Source organism: Rothia sp. HC945 (genome assembly GCF_051370785.1).
GTDB lineage: Bacteria > Actinomycetota > Actinomycetes > Actinomycetales > Micrococcaceae > Rothia.
Genome location: NZ_JBFCSN010000001.1, coordinates 1,792,544 through 1,810,749, shown reverse-complemented (window position 1 = coordinate 1,810,749; position 18,206 = coordinate 1,792,544). Strand labels below are relative to the sequence as shown.

At 60.6% G+C, this 18,206-nt stretch carries 17 protein-coding genes; 7 read left to right on the top strand and 10 right to left on the bottom strand.

Features of this window, described 5'->3' with window-relative positions; genetic code table 11:
• The first annotated feature begins 26 nt into the window (after positions 1-26).
• Both trxB and trxA read left to right on the top strand, forming a co-directional pair.
• Positions 27-986 carry a thioredoxin-disulfide reductase gene (trxB, locus tag AB0Y14_RS08045; RefSeq protein WP_436588849.1) on the top strand — a complete coding sequence of 320 codons (960 nt, stop codon included), beginning with the start codon at positions 27-29 and terminating at the stop codon, positions 984-986.
• 51 nt (positions 987-1,037) lie between these two features.
• Positions 1,038-1,364 carry a thioredoxin gene (gene trxA / locus AB0Y14_RS08040; RefSeq protein ID WP_436588658.1) on the top strand — a complete coding sequence of 109 codons (327 nt, stop codon included), beginning with the start codon at positions 1,038-1,040 and terminating at the stop codon, positions 1,362-1,364.
• Positions 1,365-1,474: 110 nt separating this feature from the next.
• Here the strand turns inward: trxA and AB0Y14_RS08035 are convergent, their stop codons facing one another.
• The 8 genes from AB0Y14_RS08035 to rpmH all read right to left on the bottom strand — a co-directional run bounded on the left by AB0Y14_RS08035 (position 1,475) and on the right by rpmH (position 8,806).
• A complete protein-coding gene (locus AB0Y14_RS08035) occupies positions 1,475-2,623 on the bottom strand; it encodes a ParB/RepB/Spo0J family partition protein (protein WP_436588656.1) in 1,149 nt (382 codons plus the stop codon).
• A 1,540-nt stretch (positions 2,624-4,163) separates the two neighbouring features.
• Positions 4,164-5,015, bottom strand: coding sequence for a ParA family protein (locus AB0Y14_RS08030; RefSeq protein WP_436588655.1), 852 nt, complete (start codon positions 5,013-5,015; stop codon positions 4,164-4,166).
• 327 nt (positions 5,016-5,342) lie between these two features.
• A complete protein-coding gene (gene rsmG, locus AB0Y14_RS08025) occupies positions 5,343-5,984 on the bottom strand; it encodes a 16S rRNA (guanine(527)-N(7))-methyltransferase RsmG (RefSeq protein ID WP_436588654.1) in 642 nt (213 codons plus the stop codon).
• Complete coding sequence (locus tag AB0Y14_RS08020; protein WP_436588652.1) at positions 5,981-6,646, bottom strand: protein jag; 666 nt, start codon at positions 6,644-6,646, stop codon at positions 5,981-5,983. The genes rsmG and AB0Y14_RS08020 overlap by 4 nt, the downstream gene beginning before the upstream one ends.
• Positions 6,647-6,765: 119 nt before the next feature.
• Positions 6,766-7,740: a membrane protein insertase YidC gene (yidC, locus tag AB0Y14_RS08015; protein ID WP_436588651.1), complete on the bottom strand. Its 975-nt coding sequence runs from the start codon at positions 7,738-7,740 to the stop codon at positions 6,766-6,768.
• A 13-nt stretch (positions 7,741-7,753) separates the two neighbouring features.
• Positions 7,754-8,182, bottom strand: a complete 429-nt coding sequence (gene yidD, locus AB0Y14_RS08010; protein ID WP_436588848.1) for a membrane protein insertion efficiency factor YidD — start codon at positions 8,180-8,182, stop codon at positions 7,754-7,756.
• Positions 8,172-8,573, bottom strand: a complete 402-nt coding sequence (gene rnpA, locus AB0Y14_RS08005) for a ribonuclease P protein component (RefSeq protein ID WP_436588650.1) — start codon at positions 8,571-8,573, stop codon at positions 8,172-8,174. The genes yidD and rnpA overlap by 11 nt, the downstream gene beginning before the upstream one ends.
• A 95-nt stretch (positions 8,574-8,668) precedes the next feature.
• Positions 8,669-8,806 (bottom strand): 50S ribosomal protein L34, encoded by a 138-nt coding sequence (rpmH, locus tag AB0Y14_RS08000; RefSeq protein ID WP_129315980.1) that lies wholly within the window; start codon positions 8,804-8,806, stop codon positions 8,669-8,671.
• Positions 8,807-9,452: 646 nt separating this feature from the next.
• On the opposite strand from rpmH, the gene dnaA reads away from it, so the two are divergent.
• The 4 genes from dnaA to AB0Y14_RS07980 all read left to right on the top strand — a co-directional run bounded on the left by dnaA (position 9,453) and on the right by AB0Y14_RS07980 (position 14,593).
• A complete protein-coding gene (gene dnaA, locus AB0Y14_RS07995) occupies positions 9,453-11,132 on the top strand; it encodes a chromosomal replication initiator protein DnaA (protein ID WP_436588648.1) in 1,680 nt (559 codons plus the stop codon).
• 444 nt (positions 11,133-11,576) lie between these two features.
• Positions 11,577-12,701: a DNA polymerase III subunit beta gene (gene dnaN / locus AB0Y14_RS07990; RefSeq protein WP_436588647.1), complete on the top strand. Its 1,125-nt coding sequence runs from the start codon at positions 11,577-11,579 to the stop codon at positions 12,699-12,701.
• A 12-nt stretch (positions 12,702-12,713) separates the two neighbouring features.
• Positions 12,714-13,961: a DNA replication/repair protein RecF gene (gene recF, locus AB0Y14_RS07985; protein ID WP_436588646.1), complete on the top strand. Its 1,248-nt coding sequence runs from the start codon at positions 12,714-12,716 to the stop codon at positions 13,959-13,961.
• Positions 13,958-14,593: a DUF721 domain-containing protein gene (locus AB0Y14_RS07980; RefSeq protein ID WP_436588645.1), complete on the top strand. Its 636-nt coding sequence runs from the start codon at positions 13,958-13,960 to the stop codon at positions 14,591-14,593. Before recF ends, AB0Y14_RS07980 begins: the two co-directional genes overlap by 4 nt.
• Here the strand turns inward: AB0Y14_RS07980 and fdhD are convergent.
• Complete coding sequence (gene fdhD / locus AB0Y14_RS07975; RefSeq protein WP_436588644.1) at positions 14,584-15,438, bottom strand: formate dehydrogenase accessory sulfurtransferase FdhD; 855 nt, start codon at positions 15,436-15,438, stop codon at positions 14,584-14,586. The genes AB0Y14_RS07980 and fdhD overlap by 10 nt on opposite strands.
• A gap of 6 nt (positions 15,439-15,444) precedes the next feature.
• On the bottom strand, positions 15,445-15,765 hold the full coding sequence (locus AB0Y14_RS07970) for a DUF6457 domain-containing protein (RefSeq protein ID WP_436588643.1): 321 nt from the start codon (positions 15,763-15,765) through the stop codon (positions 15,445-15,447).
• 383 nt (positions 15,766-16,148) lie between these two features.
• Here AB0Y14_RS07970 and gyrB point away from each other — a divergent pair, with 383 nt between their 5' ends.
• The gene (gyrB, locus tag AB0Y14_RS07965) at positions 16,149-18,176 is read left to right on the top strand and encodes a DNA topoisomerase (ATP-hydrolyzing) subunit B (RefSeq protein WP_436588642.1); all 2,028 of its coding nucleotides are present in this window, start codon (positions 16,149-16,151) and stop codon (positions 18,174-18,176) included.
• Positions 18,177-18,206: the final 30 nt, after the last annotated feature.

Below are 18,206 nucleotides of genomic sequence, written 5' to 3'. Positions count from 1 at the left end.
CCCTGATCGACGTGAAGACCCAGGACGTGGCGGAGACTGAACCACGGGAAGACGGTTCGGACCGTGTTCACGACATCGCAATTATCGGGTCGGGCCCGGCCGGCTACACTGCGGCCGTCTACGCTGCGCGGGCCAATCTGGAGCCGGTGGTGTTCGCCAGCTCCGTCGCAGCAGGTGGGGACCTCATGACCACCACGGAGGTCGAGAACTACCCAGGCTTCATTGAAGGCATTCAGGGACCCGAGTTGATGGCCAACATGCAGCAGCAGGCGGAGCGTTTCGGGGCCGACATCCAGTACGAGGACGTCGATTCGGTGGAACTGGAAGGCGAGGTCAAGAAGATCACCCTCCAGGACGGCACGGTTCACCGGGCGAAAGCCATCATCGTCTCGACGGGGTCGGAATACCGCAAGCTGGGCCTGGAGGACGAAACCCGCCTCTCCGGGCACGGCGTCAGCTGGTGTGCAACCTGTGACGGTTTCTTTTTCAAGGACAAGCCGATCGCCGTCGTCGGCGGCGGGGATTCCGCTCTCGAAGAGGCCCTGTTCCTTACCAACTTCGCCTCGAACGTGACGATCATTCATCGACGCGATGCGCTCAGGGCGTCGGAAATCATGCAGGAACGTGCGCTCAACAACCCGAAGATCACCTTCATTTGGGACTCCGCGGTGGTCGGTATCGAAGGTGAGGCCAAGACCGAGGCTCTCCAGGTGGAGAACCTCAAGTCTGGACTGACTCAGCGCCTTGAGGTCGACGGCCTGTTCGTGGCGATCGGTTCAGATCCCCGTACCGACCTCGTGAAAGGCCAATTGGAGCTGACTCCTGAGGGAACCATCGCGGTGAACGGCAGGTCCTCCAAAACGAATGTTCCTGGCGTTTTCGCCGCCGGCGACGTCATTGACCCCACCTACAGGCAGGCCATTACGGCCGCCGGTTCGGGATGTGTCGCTGCTATCGACGCCCAGCACTACCTCGAATCCCTCTGATCGACGTCGATACGACGAGGCCGAATACCATCCACAGCGAAAGGAAACACAATGAGCAACGCAAAGGCTGTCTCTGACGCCACCTTCGAGGACGATGTCCTCAAGAACGACCGTCCGGTTATCGTCGATTTCTGGGCCGAATGGTGCGGACCCTGCCGTCAGGTAGGTCCGGTTCTCGATCAGATTGCCGAAGAGCACGCGGGCAAGGTCGACGTTGTGAAGTTGAACGTCGACGAAAACGGTGAAACCGCAGCGAAGTACGGCATCACGTCGATTCCCGCGATCTATGTTTTCAAGGACGGCGACGTCGCCAAGACGTCGGTCGGGGCCAAGCCCAAGGCCGTCCTGGAGAAGGAATTCGCCGATTTCCTCGGTTGATCCTGGCGTCAGCTGATAGCCAGATAAACAAAACGCCGCCTCGTTTCACGTGAAACGAGGCGGCGTTTTGTAGTTTCATCAATCCGCACTCCCGAGGGAAGGGCGGAGGTCTACTCCCCCTCGATCTTGGGATCCAGAACAGTAATGATCCTGTTCAAGTCATCGACCGATGCGAACTCGATGGTCATTTTCCCCTTGCGGGCGCCCAGATTGATCTTCACGTTCGTATCGAGCTTGTCCGAGAACGCATCCGCAATGTAGTCCAAACGTTCATGATGCTTATTCGGGGTCGCGGCCTTCCTCGGCTTCTGCTCACCCTTCTCCGCCGCGCCCGACTGAATGATCTCCTCAGCCGAACGCACTGACAGTCCCTCCGCCACAATGCGCTGTGCGAGACGCTCCATGGCCGCGGGATCGGTCAGAGCGAGCAACGCACGGGCGTGACCCGCTGAAAGAATTCCGGCGGCCACCCTACGCTGAACCAAGGCAGGGAGACGAAGCAATCGGATGGTATTGGAGATCTGCGGTCTCGAGCGACCGATTTTCAGCGCGAGCTCATCCTGGGTTGTTCCGAACTCATTGAGAAGCTGCTGATACGCGGCCGCTTCTTCCAATGGGTTGAGCTGGCTTCGGTGGAGATTCTCCAGCAGCGCGTCACGCAAGAGATCAACGTCTTGGGTTTGGCGAACGATTGCTGGAATCGTCTCGAGACCAGCCCTTTGGGTCGCTCGCCAACGTCGTTCACCCATCACGAGCTCGTACTTGGCGTCGCCCTCTTCCTGACTGGGCCGAATCACGATGGGTTGGAGAAGTCCTATTTCCCGAATGGAGTGGACGAGCTCCTCCATCTCATCCTCATCAAATTCCTGACGAGGCTGCTTCCGGTTGGGGTGGATGTCGGAAACCGGAATTTCGCCAAAATGTGCCCCCGGGACGGGAATAAGGGTAGCGCCTTCGGCTTCCCCGCTTTCGGCGTCCTCTTGCCGGTCTCTAGGCGACGGATCGGCCGAGCCTTGAACCGTTTCACGTGAAACGGACGGGTTCGTGCCCGCCTGAGTGCTCTCTTCCGTGGCGGCCGTACCACTGTCTCCAGGAACAGCGGATGCAGCATTCGCGCGTTCACCGGCCTTCGGGCTCTCTCCCTGTTCGTCCGGTGCGGTGCTTGGGACCGAAGCCTCTACACTCGAGGACTCGGACGGCTGGAAGAAGAAGTCCACGGGCCGGCGCCCACCTGCGCTCTTTCGCAACGCGGCTCCCATATCTGCTCTCGGAGTCGTGGCCCTCCGAGTGGTCCGTGCCTTACCGTCCGAACCCGAGGGTCCCCCCGAATCCGCTGACTTCTCTGACGATTGCCCTTTGGCCTCTGATGCGGATGTATTCTTCTTAGTCACCTCTGAAGATTTGTTCGATGCGTCACCGGAGCTCCGACGTGAGGAGGTCCTAGCCGAGGTCGATGTCGATTTCTTGGTACCCGTGCGGGAATTCTCGCTCTGGCCGCGATTCTCCCTCGCAACGGCCTTCCCATTCTTGGCTTTGGACTTGGTCTCTGATCCGCTCCCCGTGGCCCCTGCGGAGTCTCTGGACGTGATGCCCCCCGCTTTCCTGGATGAAGCAGACGTTTTGGGTGCCCCAGTAGAACCCCCACCGCCCGTTTCACGTGAAACGGTGTCCGAACTCTGTCGCTCCCCGTTCGCCCCACGGGTGCTCTCGACTGCCTGTTGCTCTGACTCCCCTGCTGGTGAGCTCGGAATTAGCGATCCCAAGCCCCGGCCCAGTCCACGTCTCTTTTCAGCCACGGTGCTCCTTCTTGATGTGTTGGGTTGCTGACTCCAGTCTATAGCGCCGCGCGAGCTTTCCACGCAATGTCGTCAGAGGTGGCTCATGTGATTCACCGTGTTCTGTCATCGCGCTAGCCGGAGTCGTCGATGACTGTTTCACGTGAAACAAGGAGTAGATGACAGGCTCGAGCGGTACACGAACGGTGAAGCGATAATGAGCTTTCCGTTCCCTGCACTCCGGTGCGGAGACACGTCTGGGAAGACTGTCATTCTTGTGCTTCACGTGAAACAGGGGAGACTGGCCGTCCTCGGGACGACCACCCCGCCGGGGCATCCACACGAGGACACTCTCGCGGTCCGACCGGCGTCGCGATGTCGCGGATCACCGAGTGGCCGGTCGTGGCTCAGGGGTCACAAACTTGCCTCTGCCATTGGCGAGCGTTCTGGCCTGCGGGACCCTCCGCATCGTCCAATTTCTTTCCTGCGTCGAAGTCGATACTCGACTTTCGTTCTCGGCGGCGCTGTTTCACGTGAAACGGGGAGTTTTTACCTCAGACTTCCTAAGCCAACGAACACAAGCCCGGAAGCGCTATCCATTCCGGCACGGGTTCTCCCTGGATGGCCCCTGCCTTCGTAGATCGGAAGTGCGGCCAATTATCGCGGATATCGTAGCCGCGTCCACTCGGAGGCCGTTTCACGTGAAACGACGGCGTCGCCAACAGCGTCGAAAGGGAGAGAGACACGGTGCATTCATGTCCGCACCATCGTAGAGTCGGAGTATCTCCTCTTCGCTGACCGTTTCACGTGAAACGTCGACGGTCCGAGACCATTCGGAGTACCTCGAACTAGCACGCTCTGGTCTGAGACGCAGTTCGTTTGCCGTCCTTGGCTCGGACTCGCAAAGGATCACCCACTCTTGGGGTGGTCCCAGGGGAGTCTACGAACGATGAATGTCCCCTCGGGATCAGTACCATGCCGCGCGCAAGTTCCCGATGGAGTCAGAATCCAGATCGGTTCAGGGTCAATTCGCTCCGCGCTGCGCTATTTCTACCGCTGCTTCGAGGTAGGAAAGTGCACCTGTGGACTGAGGATCGTACGTCAGCACGGTCTGCTGGTAACTCGGAGCTTCGGAGATCCGGACAGACCTGGGAATCATGGCATTCAGGACCTCGTCCGGGAAGTGCTGCCGGACCTCCTCTGCGACCTGCGAAGCCAGATTGGTTCGACCGTCGTACATCGTCAGGAGAATCGTGCTGACACGAAGCGTGGGATTCAGATGTTTTTGAACCAATTCAATATTTTTAAGAAGTTGACTCAACCCCTCGAGTGCGTAGTATTCGCACTGGATGGGTATCAAGACCTCTTTTGCAGCCACGAAGGCATTGATCGTGAGCAGGCCCAGGGAAGGTGGGCAATCGATGAAGATGTAGTCCAGGCGGGGGAGTCCGGCTTCTTCACGTGCCTCCGCATATTCCCGCAGGGCACGGTCCAGCCGCTGTTCCCGGGCCACGAGTGACACCAATTCGATCTCGGCTCCCGCCAAGTCGATATTCGACGGAATGCAGTACAGGTTGGGGTAATCGGGGCACTGCCGAACGACGTCCTTGACGGGAGTGCCCTCGATGAGCACGTCGTAGGTCGAGTCCACTTCCATACCGTGTTCGATATTCAGAGCGGTCGACGCATTGCCTTGTGGATCGATGTCCACGACCAGGGTCTCGAAGCCACGATCCGCCATGGCAGCCGCCAGGTTGACCGCAGTGCTCGTCTTGCCGACTCCGCCCTTTTGGTTGCTGATGGTCAGGACTCGCGTGTGATCGGGACGGGGAACCGGTTGCTTGGCCAACTGCTTCCAGCGCTTCTTCTCGTTCATTAGCTCTCTCGCAACGGGGGATTTGAGGCGGTCCGATATGGCGATCCGCGACGTGATGGAATCGATCGTTTTATGTGAAACATGGCGTCCCTGGTCCGGAACAACCGTTTCGGATTGATCTTGTGGGTTGGGTGGCATCCCGTCGTCGGGTGCCCTATGTCTTCCTACCACCAGGTCTCCATTTCACGATCCGATGCTTGATTACACATCAATCCAGGGTACCCGTTCAGGCTTTAAGGAAGTGGCACAATCCCGTCTTATGGATGAAACGCCCTCCACGGAGCGGGCCCCCGTCCCAGGAAGCGGGCGCATAACCCCACAGGTCGTTCAGAGGCTGACCTGGACCACTGTGGTCGGTTGTTCGAGGACATCATCCCCGGCCGTGACGATCCCTGCGGACCTCACCCCGTATTTGTCGAGCTTCTTCTTCGACTTCTGGATCTCTTCCTCGGCCGACTTGCCCTTCAGGGCCAAGAGTTGGCCAGTACCTCGCAACAGAGGCAGCGTAATATCCAGCAACCCGACGAGAGCCGATACAGCCCTGGCGGTTACGACGTCGACGTCGATGTCACCGACCAATTGCTCAGCACGCCCGCGCCGCACATCGACGTTCTCGATCCCGAGATCCTCGATCACCTCGTCGAGCCAGATGATCCGGCGTTCGAGGGGTTCGATGAGCGTGATGTCGAGGTCGGGTCGGGCGATGGCCAGGCACAGACCGGGCAGACCCGCACCGGAACCCACGTCGGCCACACGCTGGTCCTGCCCGATCAGCTCCTGGACCACAGCGCAGTTGAGAACGTGCCTGGACCAGAGGCGGGGGAGCTCCCTGGGGCCTATCAGGCCACGTTCGATGCCGCTGGTCGCCAGGTGATCAACATAGCGCTCGGCCAGGGGAAGCCGATCTCCGAACACTGACGTCGCCGCGAGGAGGTCTTCACCGGACAGTTCGATCTTCTCTGAGCTCACGCGTCACCCTCGACGGCGTCGTCCTTTGTTGCCCCGACCGAGATGACGATGTGCCGCTTCGATCCCTCACCCTCGGACTCGGAGTGCAATCCGTTCTCGGCCACGATGTCGTGGACGATCTTGCGTTCGTACGGACTCAACGGCTTCAGATGGTACGCATTGCCCGAATCCTTGACCGAGGCGATCGCGTCCTCCGCCATGGTCTTCAGCTCATCTCCCCGACGGTCCCGGTACCCCGCGACGTCGAGAATCAGACGCGACCGCTGGCCCGTGGACGCCAACACGGAGAGGCGAACCAATTCCTGAAGAGCGTCCAAAACCTCACCACCGCGGCCGACCAGCAGTTCCAAGTCCTCGTCGTTCTCCTCGGTCACCACGGAGATGTACGCGCGGTTCTGGCGGACCTCGATGTCGATGTCACCGTCCAGGTCCGCGATGTCGAGAAGCTCTTCGAGATAATCGGCGGCGATTTCGCTCTCGTCTTCGCCGCTGACCTCGTCGTCATCGGAAACGACATCGTCGTCGTTCCCTTCGGTGGACTCCTCTGCCGTGGTCTCGGTCGGCGTGGCTTCTGGCTCTACAGCGTTGTCCCGGGTGCCGAGTTCATCCGTCCGCTCCTGGGTCCCGGCCCGGTCCGGCGTTTCCTCGTTCTGTTCGACCATCGGTTCTCCTGCTCCGCACCGGTGAGCCGGCGCAGTCATCGATTCGACCGCTCAGTGCACCTCGCACGAGCTGCATACGGCGTGGACGGCATGGAACACTCCGAGCCGCCGCACGCCCACTAGTTCTTCTTTTTCTTCTTCTGCCGGTTTCTGCTCACCGGCTGGTTCCGCTGACCGCCCTGGGCGCGCTCACGCTGTGCTTCGAGCTCCGCTTCGTGTTCCTCGCGGCTCTTTCCCACGGGAGGCAGGCCTTTGGCCTCCCGACGCTCGTTGAGCTCTTTCTCGGCCTGGGAACCGGCCGTGGGATTGTTGCGGATGACCCACCACTGCTGACCCATGGCCCAGAAGTTCGAGACGGTCCAGTAGACGAGCACACCGAGCGGGAAGTTGATGCCACCCACGGCGAAGATGATCGGGAACAGATACATGAGCATCTGCTGCTGCCGATACATCGGGGATTCCTTGGCCTGAGCGCTCATGTTCTTGGCCGTGAGCTGCCGCTGGGTGATGAACTGGCTCAAGGACATGGCCACGATCATGATGATGGCCAGAGCAATCGTGCTGGTGTGGTTACCGTTGCCCGGATGAGTCAGCGTCGAGAACAGGGGCGCGCCGAGGATGAAGGCGTCGTTGAACTGGTGGACCATGTTGGCCGAAAGGACCAGGATTCCTTCGTGATTTCCCGAGGCCGCGGGAACCCCGCGGAGAACCTGCAGGAGTCCGAAGAACACGGGCATCTGCACAATGATCGGGAAACACGACGAGAGGGGATTGGCTCCCTTGCTCTTGTACAGGGCCATCTGTTCCTGTGCCATGGCCTGGCGGGACAGCTGGTCCTTCTTTCCCTTGTACTTGGCCTGGATCTTGGCCATTTCGGGCTGAAGCTCCTGCATTCCGCGCATGGATTTGATCTGCTTCAGGAACAACGGGACCGTCAGGATACGCATGACGAAGGTCATGAACACGATGGCGAGGACCCACGTCCAACCGGAGGCCGGATCCATGCCAATGGCAGTGAACAAACTGTGGAAGACCCACAGGACCGCGGAGACGATCCATTTGAAGGGCCACAGAATGATGTCGATTGGATTCATCAGGAATTGACTCCTAGCCCCGAGGCTGGTGGGGCATCGTGTTCTCCGCTTCTGGCGGATGGTTCAACAGCAAGATCTTCGGTTCGCGTCCCGGCGCGAATATGCGCCGACCGGCGGGCACGGGGTCCACACCTCCGGTTGCCCAGGGGTGACACCTCAACAATCGTCTCACGGTCAGACCGGTTCCTCGGACGAGACCGTGGACGGCGATCGCTTCGAGCCCGTAGGCCGAACAGGTCGGAAAATACCTGCAGACATCTCCGTACAGGGGAGAGATGATCCGTCGGTACGCTCTGAGGAACGCGATCGCGAGATTTTGAGGAAAAGTCCACAGGGCCTGAACCCATCCAGCCGGGTGCACGTACTCTCTCGGTGCCGATGCGAGACGCTCTTCCGGGGATTTGTCCGGCGGATTCTGGCTCATTCCGTGTTCACTGTTCATCACGTGCGCCGATGATCGAGTGTTCACGGCCTTCTTCGCGATCCGGTTCACCGAGCTTCTTCCGGAGACTGCGGCGTGCGCTGCGGTAGTCGCGGGCAAGATCGTCCCACGTGGCATCGGCTGACGCCGGCAACGCCCGGACGACGAACGCGAGGCCGTTCGGTTTCTCCCGCACGGATTCTGCGGCCAACTCGCGGAGTCTTCTCTTGACCCTGTTGCGCACGACGGCGTTGCCCACGGCTTTCGACACCACGAATCCGGCGATGCTGGGAGATGAACTCTCTGATCGGCTCGCATATAGAACTAAGTTCCGGCGTCCGCTTCGGACGCCGGAACGTGTAGTCATTGAGAACTGTGTGGACGTCCTCATTCGGTGCTGTTGTGCCAGCACGTCATGGCTCCTTCAACGCGAAACCGGATGGCACCTGAGTCTCGGCCCCGGAGGTGACCATGACTCAGGAGACGCCCCTTCGAGAGGGGAGTCGGTTAGGCCGAAACGGAAGCGCGACCCTTGGAACGGCGGTTCGCCAGGATGGCACGGCCGGCGCGGGTGCGCATACGAAGACGGAAGCCGTGCTTCTTGGCACGACGGCGGTTATTCGGCTGAAAAGTCCGCTTGCTCACTGTGGTAACTCCAAGACTGTTTGTTCGGGCCTGCCCGTTCAGGGGACCTTGCGGGCGATGTTCATGCGAAGGAACACGAGGCAGGCGCTTTCGGTTCTGCTGCGCCGTCGGAGTTCTGCTGCCCTCCGGGTCTCAGAAGACGGCGGAATCGGGCACGCGGGCATAATCCGACGCACAGACGACTAACAAACAATACGAGCACACCGAGCTGGTGGTCAAGTCCCGGGCCCCGCGGACCGACGTCCAGCGACGAAGAACACCTTCGAGTCATGCCACGCGATTCATCGCTCCGCCGGACCCACCACGTTGTGCATTCGACTCGATACACAGCTGTGGATAATCCCAAAATTTTTTGCCGGCCCACAGGCCGCGGGATGACGGGAAACTACAAACCTGTGATTACAGTTTCCCGCGAATTCGAGCGTCAGACGCCCAGATTTATGTCCTAAGCTAGCTAGAGCCATCCACGGTTATCCACATTATCCACAGCTGTGGAGAACGATGTGGAGAACTTGGGTACAGCCCGTGGATGAGCAGCCTGGACATCATCATTCTCTGCTGTTTCCGCGTCCTGCCGGACCGGGCGCAGGGTTCGCGGATGTCGCGAAGGCTGTGTCAGATGTCCCCCTCGATTACAAGGAGAACAGTGAGCATTCAGGGCAACAACGAGATCCAGGCCCAGTGGGACGCCTGCATTGCTGATCTCCAGGCAAACGCCGCCATCGCCCGCCGCTTGCGTGCTTTTCTTCCCCTCGCCAAGCCCCAAGGCCTTTTCGGAACGACGCTCATCGTTGCTGTCCCGAACGAGTTCACCCGCGGGATCTTCCAGTCGGATATCCATGAGGCATTCAAGGACGCGATTTCGACGTCATTCGGAGAGAACATCACGGAAGCCTTCGTGATCGATCCGGAGATGGATGTCTCCGAACCGCAGTCGACGGCTTCGCCCGCCGCTGCCGAGCAGCCCCGGGCCGATTCCAGGAACAACGACGCCGCCCCGGCCGCCGCGTCGGCTGGAAGCGCTCCTCAGCACGAACCGTCGCTCAATCAAAAGAATTCGGTCACCGTCTCCGGCGTACCGATCCCACCAATCAATGAGCTCGAAGCCGAGCGCGGACATGCCTCGTCGCACACGTCGCCTCTGGACAGGCAGTCCACGGATCTCGCCTCCGGAGCACACAGCGATGAGGTCCAGTTGCCTGCTCCCCGGGTCGATCCGCCCGCCCAGGAGCGAGATATTCCGAGGGAATCATATGAGCGTTCTCAGGGTGATATCGAATGGGACAGCTCGGCCCGTCTGAACGACAAGTACATGTTCGACACCTTCGTGATCGGTCAGTCCAACCGCTTTGCTCATGCCGCGGCTCTGGCCGTGGCGGAGAATCCGGCCAGCGCGTACAACCCTTTGTTCGTGTACGGGGATTCCGGGCTCGGAAAGACCCACCTTCTGCACGCGATCGGCCACTACGCCAAGCGGTTCTATCCGAATCACCGGGTTCGGTATGTGAACTCCGAGGAATTTACCAACGATTTCATCAACTCCATCCGCGACGACGAGGGATCGAGTTTCAAGCAGATCTACCGCAATGTCGACCTGTTGCTCATTGACGACATCCAGTTCCTCGCGGGCAAGGAGCACACCCAGGAAGAGTTCTTCCATACGTTCAACGCGCTGCACAACCACAAGAAGCAGATCGTGATCACCTCGGATCTGCCGCCCAAACAGCTCTCGGGCTTTGCAGAACGTATGCGGTCGCGCTTCGAATGGGGACTGATCACGGATGTCCAGCCACCTGAGCTGGAGACCCGCATCGCGATCCTCAGGAAGAAGGCCCAGAACGAGAATCTGGATGCGCCCGGTGACGTCATGGAATACATCGCCTCCAACATCACCACGAATATCCGCGAGCTCGAGGGCGCCCTAATCCGGGTCACGGCCTTCGCTTCGCTGAACAAGCAACGCGTCGATCTTCCGTTGGCGGAACTGGTGCTCAAGGACCTCATCACGGATGACAGCGTCCCGGAGATCACCGCGTCCGCGATCTTGGGCCAAACCGCCAACTACTTCGAGATTTCTCTGGAAGAGCTGCGCAGCAAGTCTCGCAACAGGACACTCGTGACGGCCCGCCAGATCGCCATGTATTTGCTCCGCGAGCTGACCGACATGTCCCTGCCGAAAATCGGCCAGGAATTCGGGGGCCGCGATCATACGACCGTGATGCACGCCGATCGCAAGATCCGGAAGCTCATGGCCGAACGCAGGCAGATCTTCAATCAGGTCACCGAGCTGACCAACCGCATCAAGCAACACCAGCGCGAAGGCTGACTTCTGTCCACAGTTCCGCGGAATACCGCCCCAGAGCCTGTTTATTAACACCTGTGGAAAACCCTGTGGAACATAGCCCCTTTTCTGTGGAGCATAAGTGGACAGTTGGGCCGGTGCTGTGGAGTCGCTGTCAGAGCGCCCGAAGCTCTTCACATCGGCTCCACCGGGGACCTCGATTTAAACCACAAATTCTCTACAGACTCGATGGCATCCTGGTGCGGATCGAGGCGGTTATCCACAGTATCCACACGGGTTATTAACACTACCCATCGTTTAAAGAGATCATTCCAAATAACAAAGTTTCATTCCGGGGCCTGCCGGCGGGACCAGGTTCGACCACCGGACCGCCCAGAGAATCGGTAATTACAAGAATCCTATGGAGACTTCGTCTCCGGTAGGCTCTGTCGTAGGATCCACCATTTTCGAGAGAGGGACTTCGCGCACGTGAAATTCTCAGTTGACCGAGACGTACTGGCTGAAGCCGTCACATGGACGGCTCGCTCCCTCTCACCTCGTCCTCCTGTGCCGGTTTTGTCGGGTCTTCTGATCAAGGCCTCCGGCAACGAAGTCTCCATTGCGAGCTTTGACTACGAGACCTCTGCCAAATTGAACATCGTTGCTGAGGTTCAGGAAGAAGGCGAGACCCTGGTCTCCGGCCGCCTGTTGGCTGACATCTGCCGCTCATTGCCTTCAGCACCTGTCGATCTGGAAACGCGGGACTCGAAGGTCTACCTCACGTGCCGTTCCTCGAAGTTCAATCTGGCTGCCATGCCGGTTTCCGAATACCCGGAGCTTCCGGCACTTCCGGAGATCTCGGGGACGATCGACGGCGCAGCATTCGCGCACGCGATTTCGCAGACCATCGTCGCGGCGAGCAAAGACGACACCCTCCCGATCCTGACCGGTGTCCGGGTCGAGATCGAGGGATCCACCATGACCCTGTTGGCGACCGATCGCTACCGTCTCGCGATGCGGGAACTCACCTGGGAACCTACCGATCCGAATATCTCCACCGCTGCCCTGATCAAGGCCAAGACCCTCAGTGAGGTCGCCAAGACCTTGGGCAATGCTGGCCAAATGAACATTGCGCTCTCGGATTCCCACGAGTTGGTCGGTTTCGAATCCGGCGGACGACGCACCACGAGCCTGTTGGTCGACGGCGAGTACCCGAAGATCCGGTCTCTTTTTCCCGATCAGACGCCGATCCACGCCGTCGTGAAGACCTCCGAACTGGTCGAGGCCGTACGCCGCGTGTCCCTGGTCGCGGAGAGAAACACGCCCGTTCGCCTCGCGTTCTCGCAGGGACAGCTTGCGCTTGACGCCGGAACCGGCGAAGACGCCCAGGCCAACGAAATCCTTGATGCCCGACTCGACGGCGACGACATCACGGTTGCCTTCAACCCGGTCTACCTGAGCGAAGGTCTTCACGCTTTCGACAGCGAATACGTGCGCTTCTCGTTCACGACGCCGCCAAAACCAGCGGTGATGTCGGCTCAGGACGACCTCGAGGGCGACGACGGCAGGGACTACCGTTATCTGCTGATGCCAGTACGCCTGCCCAACCAATAAAGGGGCCGCGAGGTGTACATCGATCACCTCTCGCTCATGGACTTCAGGACCTATGGGTTCCTGGATCTCCCGCTGACCACCGGGCTGACCGTCATGGTCGGCCCGAATGGTGTGGGCAAGACCAACATCGTCGAGGCCGTCGATTACAGCGCAAACCTGGCCTCCCACCGAGTCAGCAACGATTCCCCGCTCATCCGAGTGGGAGCTGACCGTTCGTATATCAGGTCTCGGGTGGTCCGGGGACACCAGCAGACCGTCATGGAACTCGAAATCACTCCTGGCAAGGCGAATCGGGTACGCATCAATCGTGCCGCCCCCGTGCGGGTTCGGGAGGCGCTGGGCATATGCCAGACGGTCCTGTTCTCGCCGGAAGACCTCGATCTGATCAAAGGGGACCCTGCCGGACGACGCCGTTTCGTGGACGACCTTGCGGTTTCTCTTCGCCCCGTTCTGGGTGGATACCGCGCGGACTACGAGAAAGTCCTGCGCCAGAGGAACGCGTTGCTCAAGTCGTTGCGCAAACAGGGTCCGGGCAGGAAACTGAGCGACGACGAACGGGCCACGCTCGACGTCTGGAACGGACAACTGGTCAACCTGGGTTCACGCATCATGCAGGCGCGGTTTCAGATTCTCGCTGCCCTGTTGCCGCAAGCGGACCACGCGTACGGGCAGCTGACCGACGGGGGCAAGGATCTCGGATTCGTCTACGAATCCTCCGCGCTGGAACCCCGGGACGGTTCGGACATCGTGTCCCTGGCTCGTATTCCGCTCCCGGAATTGGGGTCCATGATGGAGTCGGCTCTCGAAGAGCGAGCGACCGACGAGATCGAGCGCGGAATGAGTCTCGTGGGTCCGCACCGGGACGAGATCGCACTCATGCTGGGAGATATTCCCGCCAAGGGATATGCCTCTCACGGAGAGACCTGGTCCTACGCGTTGTCCTTGCGGCTCGGATCCTGGTATCTCCACCAAGCGGATCACGAGGATCCCACGGCGTCTCCGATCCTGATTCTCGACGACGTCTTTGCCGAGCTCGATGCCAAGCGTCGTTCTCGGCTGGCTCGCATCGTATCCGGCGCCGAACAAGTCCTTGTGACGTGTGCGGTCGAACAGGACCTTCCCGAAGAATTGGATTCCGCCCGGAGGATTGTGCGAGTCGAGCCGGGCCAGGCCGTCGTCGTCGGCGATGTCACGGCGACCGACACCGATCGGGGGTCCGAGGGCGACATTGATCCGCCGGAAGGCGAGGGATCCTCGTGAGCTCATTCCGGTCCGACGATCCCAGGGGAGAGAGCGCCCGTCGCTCGATGGAACAGAATCGCGTCGATGCCCCGGCGTCGCTCCTGCAACGCCTGCGCACCGCTGCGAAGCAGAGGGGCGAGGGGCGGCTGACGGGAAATGCCGCCAAGAAGATCATCCACGACTTCGGCGACGTCGTCTCCGCCGAGCCCGGCACATCGACGAAGAGGCGTTGGCGTGAAGAGGGCTGGGACCCGCGCACCCTCGGAGGATATACGGGGCCTGGCAAATCCTCGCGGGACCCACAGGGTCTCGGATCCGTGCTCGATCACATGATCGCCTCACGCGGGTGGAAAGAACCCGTTGCGGTCAGTAGCGTCCTGGCACGTTGGTCGGACATTGTGGGCCCCTCGATCGCCGCGCACTCGACGCCGGAGAACTATGAGAACTCCGAGGTCGTGATCCGGTGCGACTCGACCAATTACGCCACCATCCTGCGCACCATGACGGCACAACTCATGCACACTTTCGAGACCGAACTCGGCCCGGGGATCGTGACCAAGATCAGCGTCTTCGGACCCAACGTTCCGAGCTGGCGCAAAGGACGCAGAGTGGCACCCGGGGGCCGCGGCCCCCGGGACACCTACGGGTAGGCGAGTTCCGCAGTAGGTACCACTCGGTGGTCCCCGCTGTAGATGACGAAGCGGTTGCCGCGCACGAAGCCGGCCAGAGTCATACCGGCGTCCTTTGCGAGGTCGACGGCCAAGGAGGACGGCGCCGAGACGGAGGCCAGCATCGGAATGCCCGCCATCGCGGCTTTCTGGGTGAGTTCGAAACTCGCCCTCCCGGAAACCATCAGCACGTGGTTGCTCAGGGGGAGTTTTCCGTCGAGCAGTGCCCGGCCCAGGACCTTGTCCACGGCGTTGTGCCTGCCCACGTCCTCCCGGATCGAGACCAGTTCGCCGGTTTGTCCGTCGAACAAGCCCGCCGCATGGAGTCCGCCCGTGCGGTCGAAGACCTTTTGTTTGGCCCGCAGGGTCTCCGGCATCCCCAGAACGAAGTCCTCCGAGAGACGCATCGGGTCCTCGGCCACGGGGAAAAGAGACTTCTGGTGCACCTGGTCAATGCTCGTTCGGCCGCACATGCCACAGGCGCTGGACATCAGAACATTGCGTTCCTGGTAGTGGAACGGCGGGAGGACCCACTTGTGCAGGACGACGTCGACCGTGTTGTCCCCGTCCTCGGCTCCTGGGCCGAAGTCCTTGCGGCAGTACCGAATGGATGAGACCTGTTTGCCGTCGGTGATGACACCCTCGCTCAGAAGGAACCCGGCGGCCAGGGAGAAGTCCTCGGTCGGCGTCCTCATTGTCACGGCGAGACGACGGCCGTTGACCCGGATTTCGAGCGGTTCTTCGGTGGCCACCATGTCGGCCCGGGAATCGCGATGACCTTCCTGATCAACGCGGATGACTCTGGTGCGGGATTCGCTGCGGCTCATTGGACTCTAGTCCTTCGCTTCCGGCTCGGCGCCGGCCTCGCGACGGGTTCGGGCGACCAGATCACGTACCTGCTCCGAGAGCTCCTTGAGCTGGTCTTCGGCGGGCACGGCGTCCTCTCCCGCCTCGGACTGTGCGGCCAGATGGAGTCCCAGGGCAACGCCAACGAGGTAGGAACTCGTTGGGGCTCCGGGGCGGACGATGCCGTGAGCCACGTCCTTGGTCATATCGAGAATCGGGCCGGGCGCCACCACGTCGGCCGGCAGGTCGAGTTCGACCGCGACCATCTCGAGCCACTCCGTGAGATTCGGCAGATGCTGATCGGTCATTTCGAACTTTTCGCTTTCTTCTCGACCACCGCGGCGGATCGCGGTGGGCTTTTCGGATGGTGAGGATCGTGAATGGGGCGACGGGCTCATTCCGCTTCTCTTGGGCTCGGGCCTGTCTGAGCGTGAACCCACAGGGGCGAGGGTCCGACGGCGTCTAAGGGCCGTCGAAGGCCTGTGAAAGCCACTGACCTCCTCAAAGGATGCTCTGAGCGGAGCAAATTGGCCCCTGTGAGCGTCCGAGTCCGGTAGAATGGACGTCAGATCCAACGGTGGCCAGCTTTCGCGATCCGAGTACATCGCAATGTTATCGATTTCGCGCACCTGCCCGCCATCCCCAGACCGGACCCCATGAGGGTCTGGAAGCTAGGAGCTGAAACCTCAAAGTGGCAGCCGAAGAAATTCACGAATACGGTGCGAGCGACATTACGGTCCTCAAGGGACTGGAAGCGGTCCGCAAACGACCGGGCATGTACATCGGTTCCACCGGAGAACGCGGCCTGCACCACCTCGTCTACGAGGTCGTGGACAACTCCGTCGATGAGGCGCTCGCCGGATACTGCGATCACATCGAGATCACGTTGCTCGCCGATGGAGGCGTCAGGGTCGTGGACAACGGCCGAGGCATCCCCGTGGACATGCACCCGACCGAAGGCAAACCGACCGTTGAAGTGGTCATGACCGTTCTTCACGCGGGCGGAAAGTTCGGTGGCGGGGGATACGCGGTGTCCGGCGGTCTGCACGGTGTCGGCATCTCCGTGGTCAACGCTCTCTCCACGCGGGTGATCACCACGGTGCGCAATCAGGGGCACGTCTGGACCACGAGCTTCCACAAGGGAGGCTTCATCGACCAGCCGCTCGAACGCGGTGCCGAAACCAGCGAGACCGGGACCGAACAGGTCTTCTACCCGGACCCCGAGATCTTCGAGACGGTCGATTTCGACTACGAGACCCTTCGCGCCCGATTCCAGCAGATGGCATTCCTGAACAAGGGACTGCGTATCACCCTGACGGATGAGCGCGAAGCCGCCGACTTCGAAGACGAGGTTGCTGAGGAGAAGAAAACTTCGGAGCAGAAGATCAATGAGGAAGGCACCACGTCCGAGGGCTACCGCGTGGTCGTCTACCAGTACGACGACGGCCTCCTCGACTACGTCAAGTTCCTCAACGCGAGTCAGAAGACCAACGTGATCCACGATGACGTCATCGCGCTGGAGGTCGAGGACTCCGAGAAGAAGCTCTCCCTCGAGCTGGCCATGCAGTGGACCGAGTCCTACAAGGAATCGGTCCATACCTATGCCAACACCATCAACACCCACGAAGGCGGAACCCACGAGGAAGGCTTCCGCACGGCGCTGACTTCACTGATCAACCGGTACGCACGGGACAACAAGCTGCTGCGGGAGAAGGACGAAAATCTCACGGGCGACGACGTCCGCGAGGGTCTCACCGCGGTGATTTCCGTCAAGATCGCCGAGCCCCAGTTCGAGGGCCAGACCAAGACCAAGCTCGGGAACTCGGAGGTCAAGACCTTCGTGCAACGCGAGGTTTGGGACCAGATGGGGGACTGGCTCGAACGCAACCCCAACGAGGCCAAGGACATCGTCCGGCGTTCGATCACCGCCGCTCAGGCCCGCATGGCCGCGCGCAAGGCCCGTGAAACCACACGCCGCAAAGGTCTGTTGGAGTCCGGCGGAATGCCGGGGAAACTCAAGGACTGCTCGTCCAAGAATCCGGAGATCTCGGAAATTTACCTCGTCGAGGGTGACTCTGCGGGTGGTTCCGCGGTCCAGGGGCGAGACCCCGAACGGCAGGCGATCCTTCCCCTGCGAGGCAAGATCCTGAACGTGGAGCGTGCGCGGCTTGATCGTGCCCTCTCCAACGCCGAGGTCCAGTCCATGATCACCGCATTCGGTGCGGGCATCGGCGAAGAGTTCCAGATCGAGAAGGCCCGGTACCACAAGATCGTTCTCATGGCGGATGCCGATGTTGACGGCCAGCACATCACCACCCTTCTGCTGACCTTGCTCTTCCGCTTCATGCGGCCGCTGATCGAAGCCGGATACGTGTATCTCGCCCAACCTCCGCTGTACCGGATCAAGTGGTCCAATGCCCCGGACGACTACGTGTTCACGGATGCGGAAAGGGACGAGGCAGTTGCCCGCGGCCTGGCCAATAACCAGCGCCTTCCCAAGGAGAACGGCATCCAGCGTTATAAGGGTCTGGGCGAGATGGACTACAGCGAGCTGTGGGAAACGACCATGGACCCGGAGCACAGGACGCTTCTCCAGGTGACCATGGACGATGCCGCCGCGGCCGACCAGGTCTTCTCTGTGCTGATGGGCGAGGACGTCGAATCCCGCCGCGAATTCATTCAGAAGAACGCCAAGGACATCCGGTTCCTCGATATCTAGCCGATGCCGAATATTGAGCATGACGCATAT

What these genes read in the sequence shown, in the direction of transcription:
- trxA (WP_436588658.1), top strand. Translation starts at nt 1,038, where the DNA reads ATGAGCAACGCAAAGGCTGTCTCTGACGCCACCTTCGAGGACGATGTC.
- AB0Y14_RS08035 (WP_436588656.1), bottom strand. Translation starts at nt 2,623, where the DNA reads ATGGGAGCCGCGTTGCGAAAGAGCGCAGGTGGGCGCCGGCCCGTGGAC.
- AB0Y14_RS08030 (WP_436588655.1), bottom strand. Translation starts at nt 5,015, where the DNA reads ATGAACGAGAAGAAGCGCTGGAAGCAGTTGGCCAAGCAACCGGTTCCC.
- AB0Y14_RS08020 (WP_436588652.1), bottom strand. Translation starts at nt 6,646, where the DNA reads ATGGTCGAACAGAACGAGGAAACGCCGGACCGGGCCGGGACCCAGGAG.
- yidC (WP_436588651.1), bottom strand. Translation starts at nt 7,740, where the DNA reads ATGAATCCAATCGACATCATTCTGTGGCCCTTCAAATGGATCGTCTCC.
- yidD (WP_436588848.1), bottom strand. Translation starts at nt 8,182, where the DNA reads ATGAACAGTGAACACGGAATGAGCCAGAATCCGCCGGACAAATCCCCG.
- fdhD (WP_436588644.1), bottom strand. Translation starts at nt 15,438, where the DNA reads ATGAGCCGCAGCGAATCCCGCACCAGAGTCATCCGCGTTGATCAGGAA.
- AB0Y14_RS07970 (WP_436588643.1), bottom strand. Translation starts at nt 15,765, where the DNA reads ATGACCGATCAGCATCTGCCGAATCTCACGGAGTGGCTCGAGATGGTC.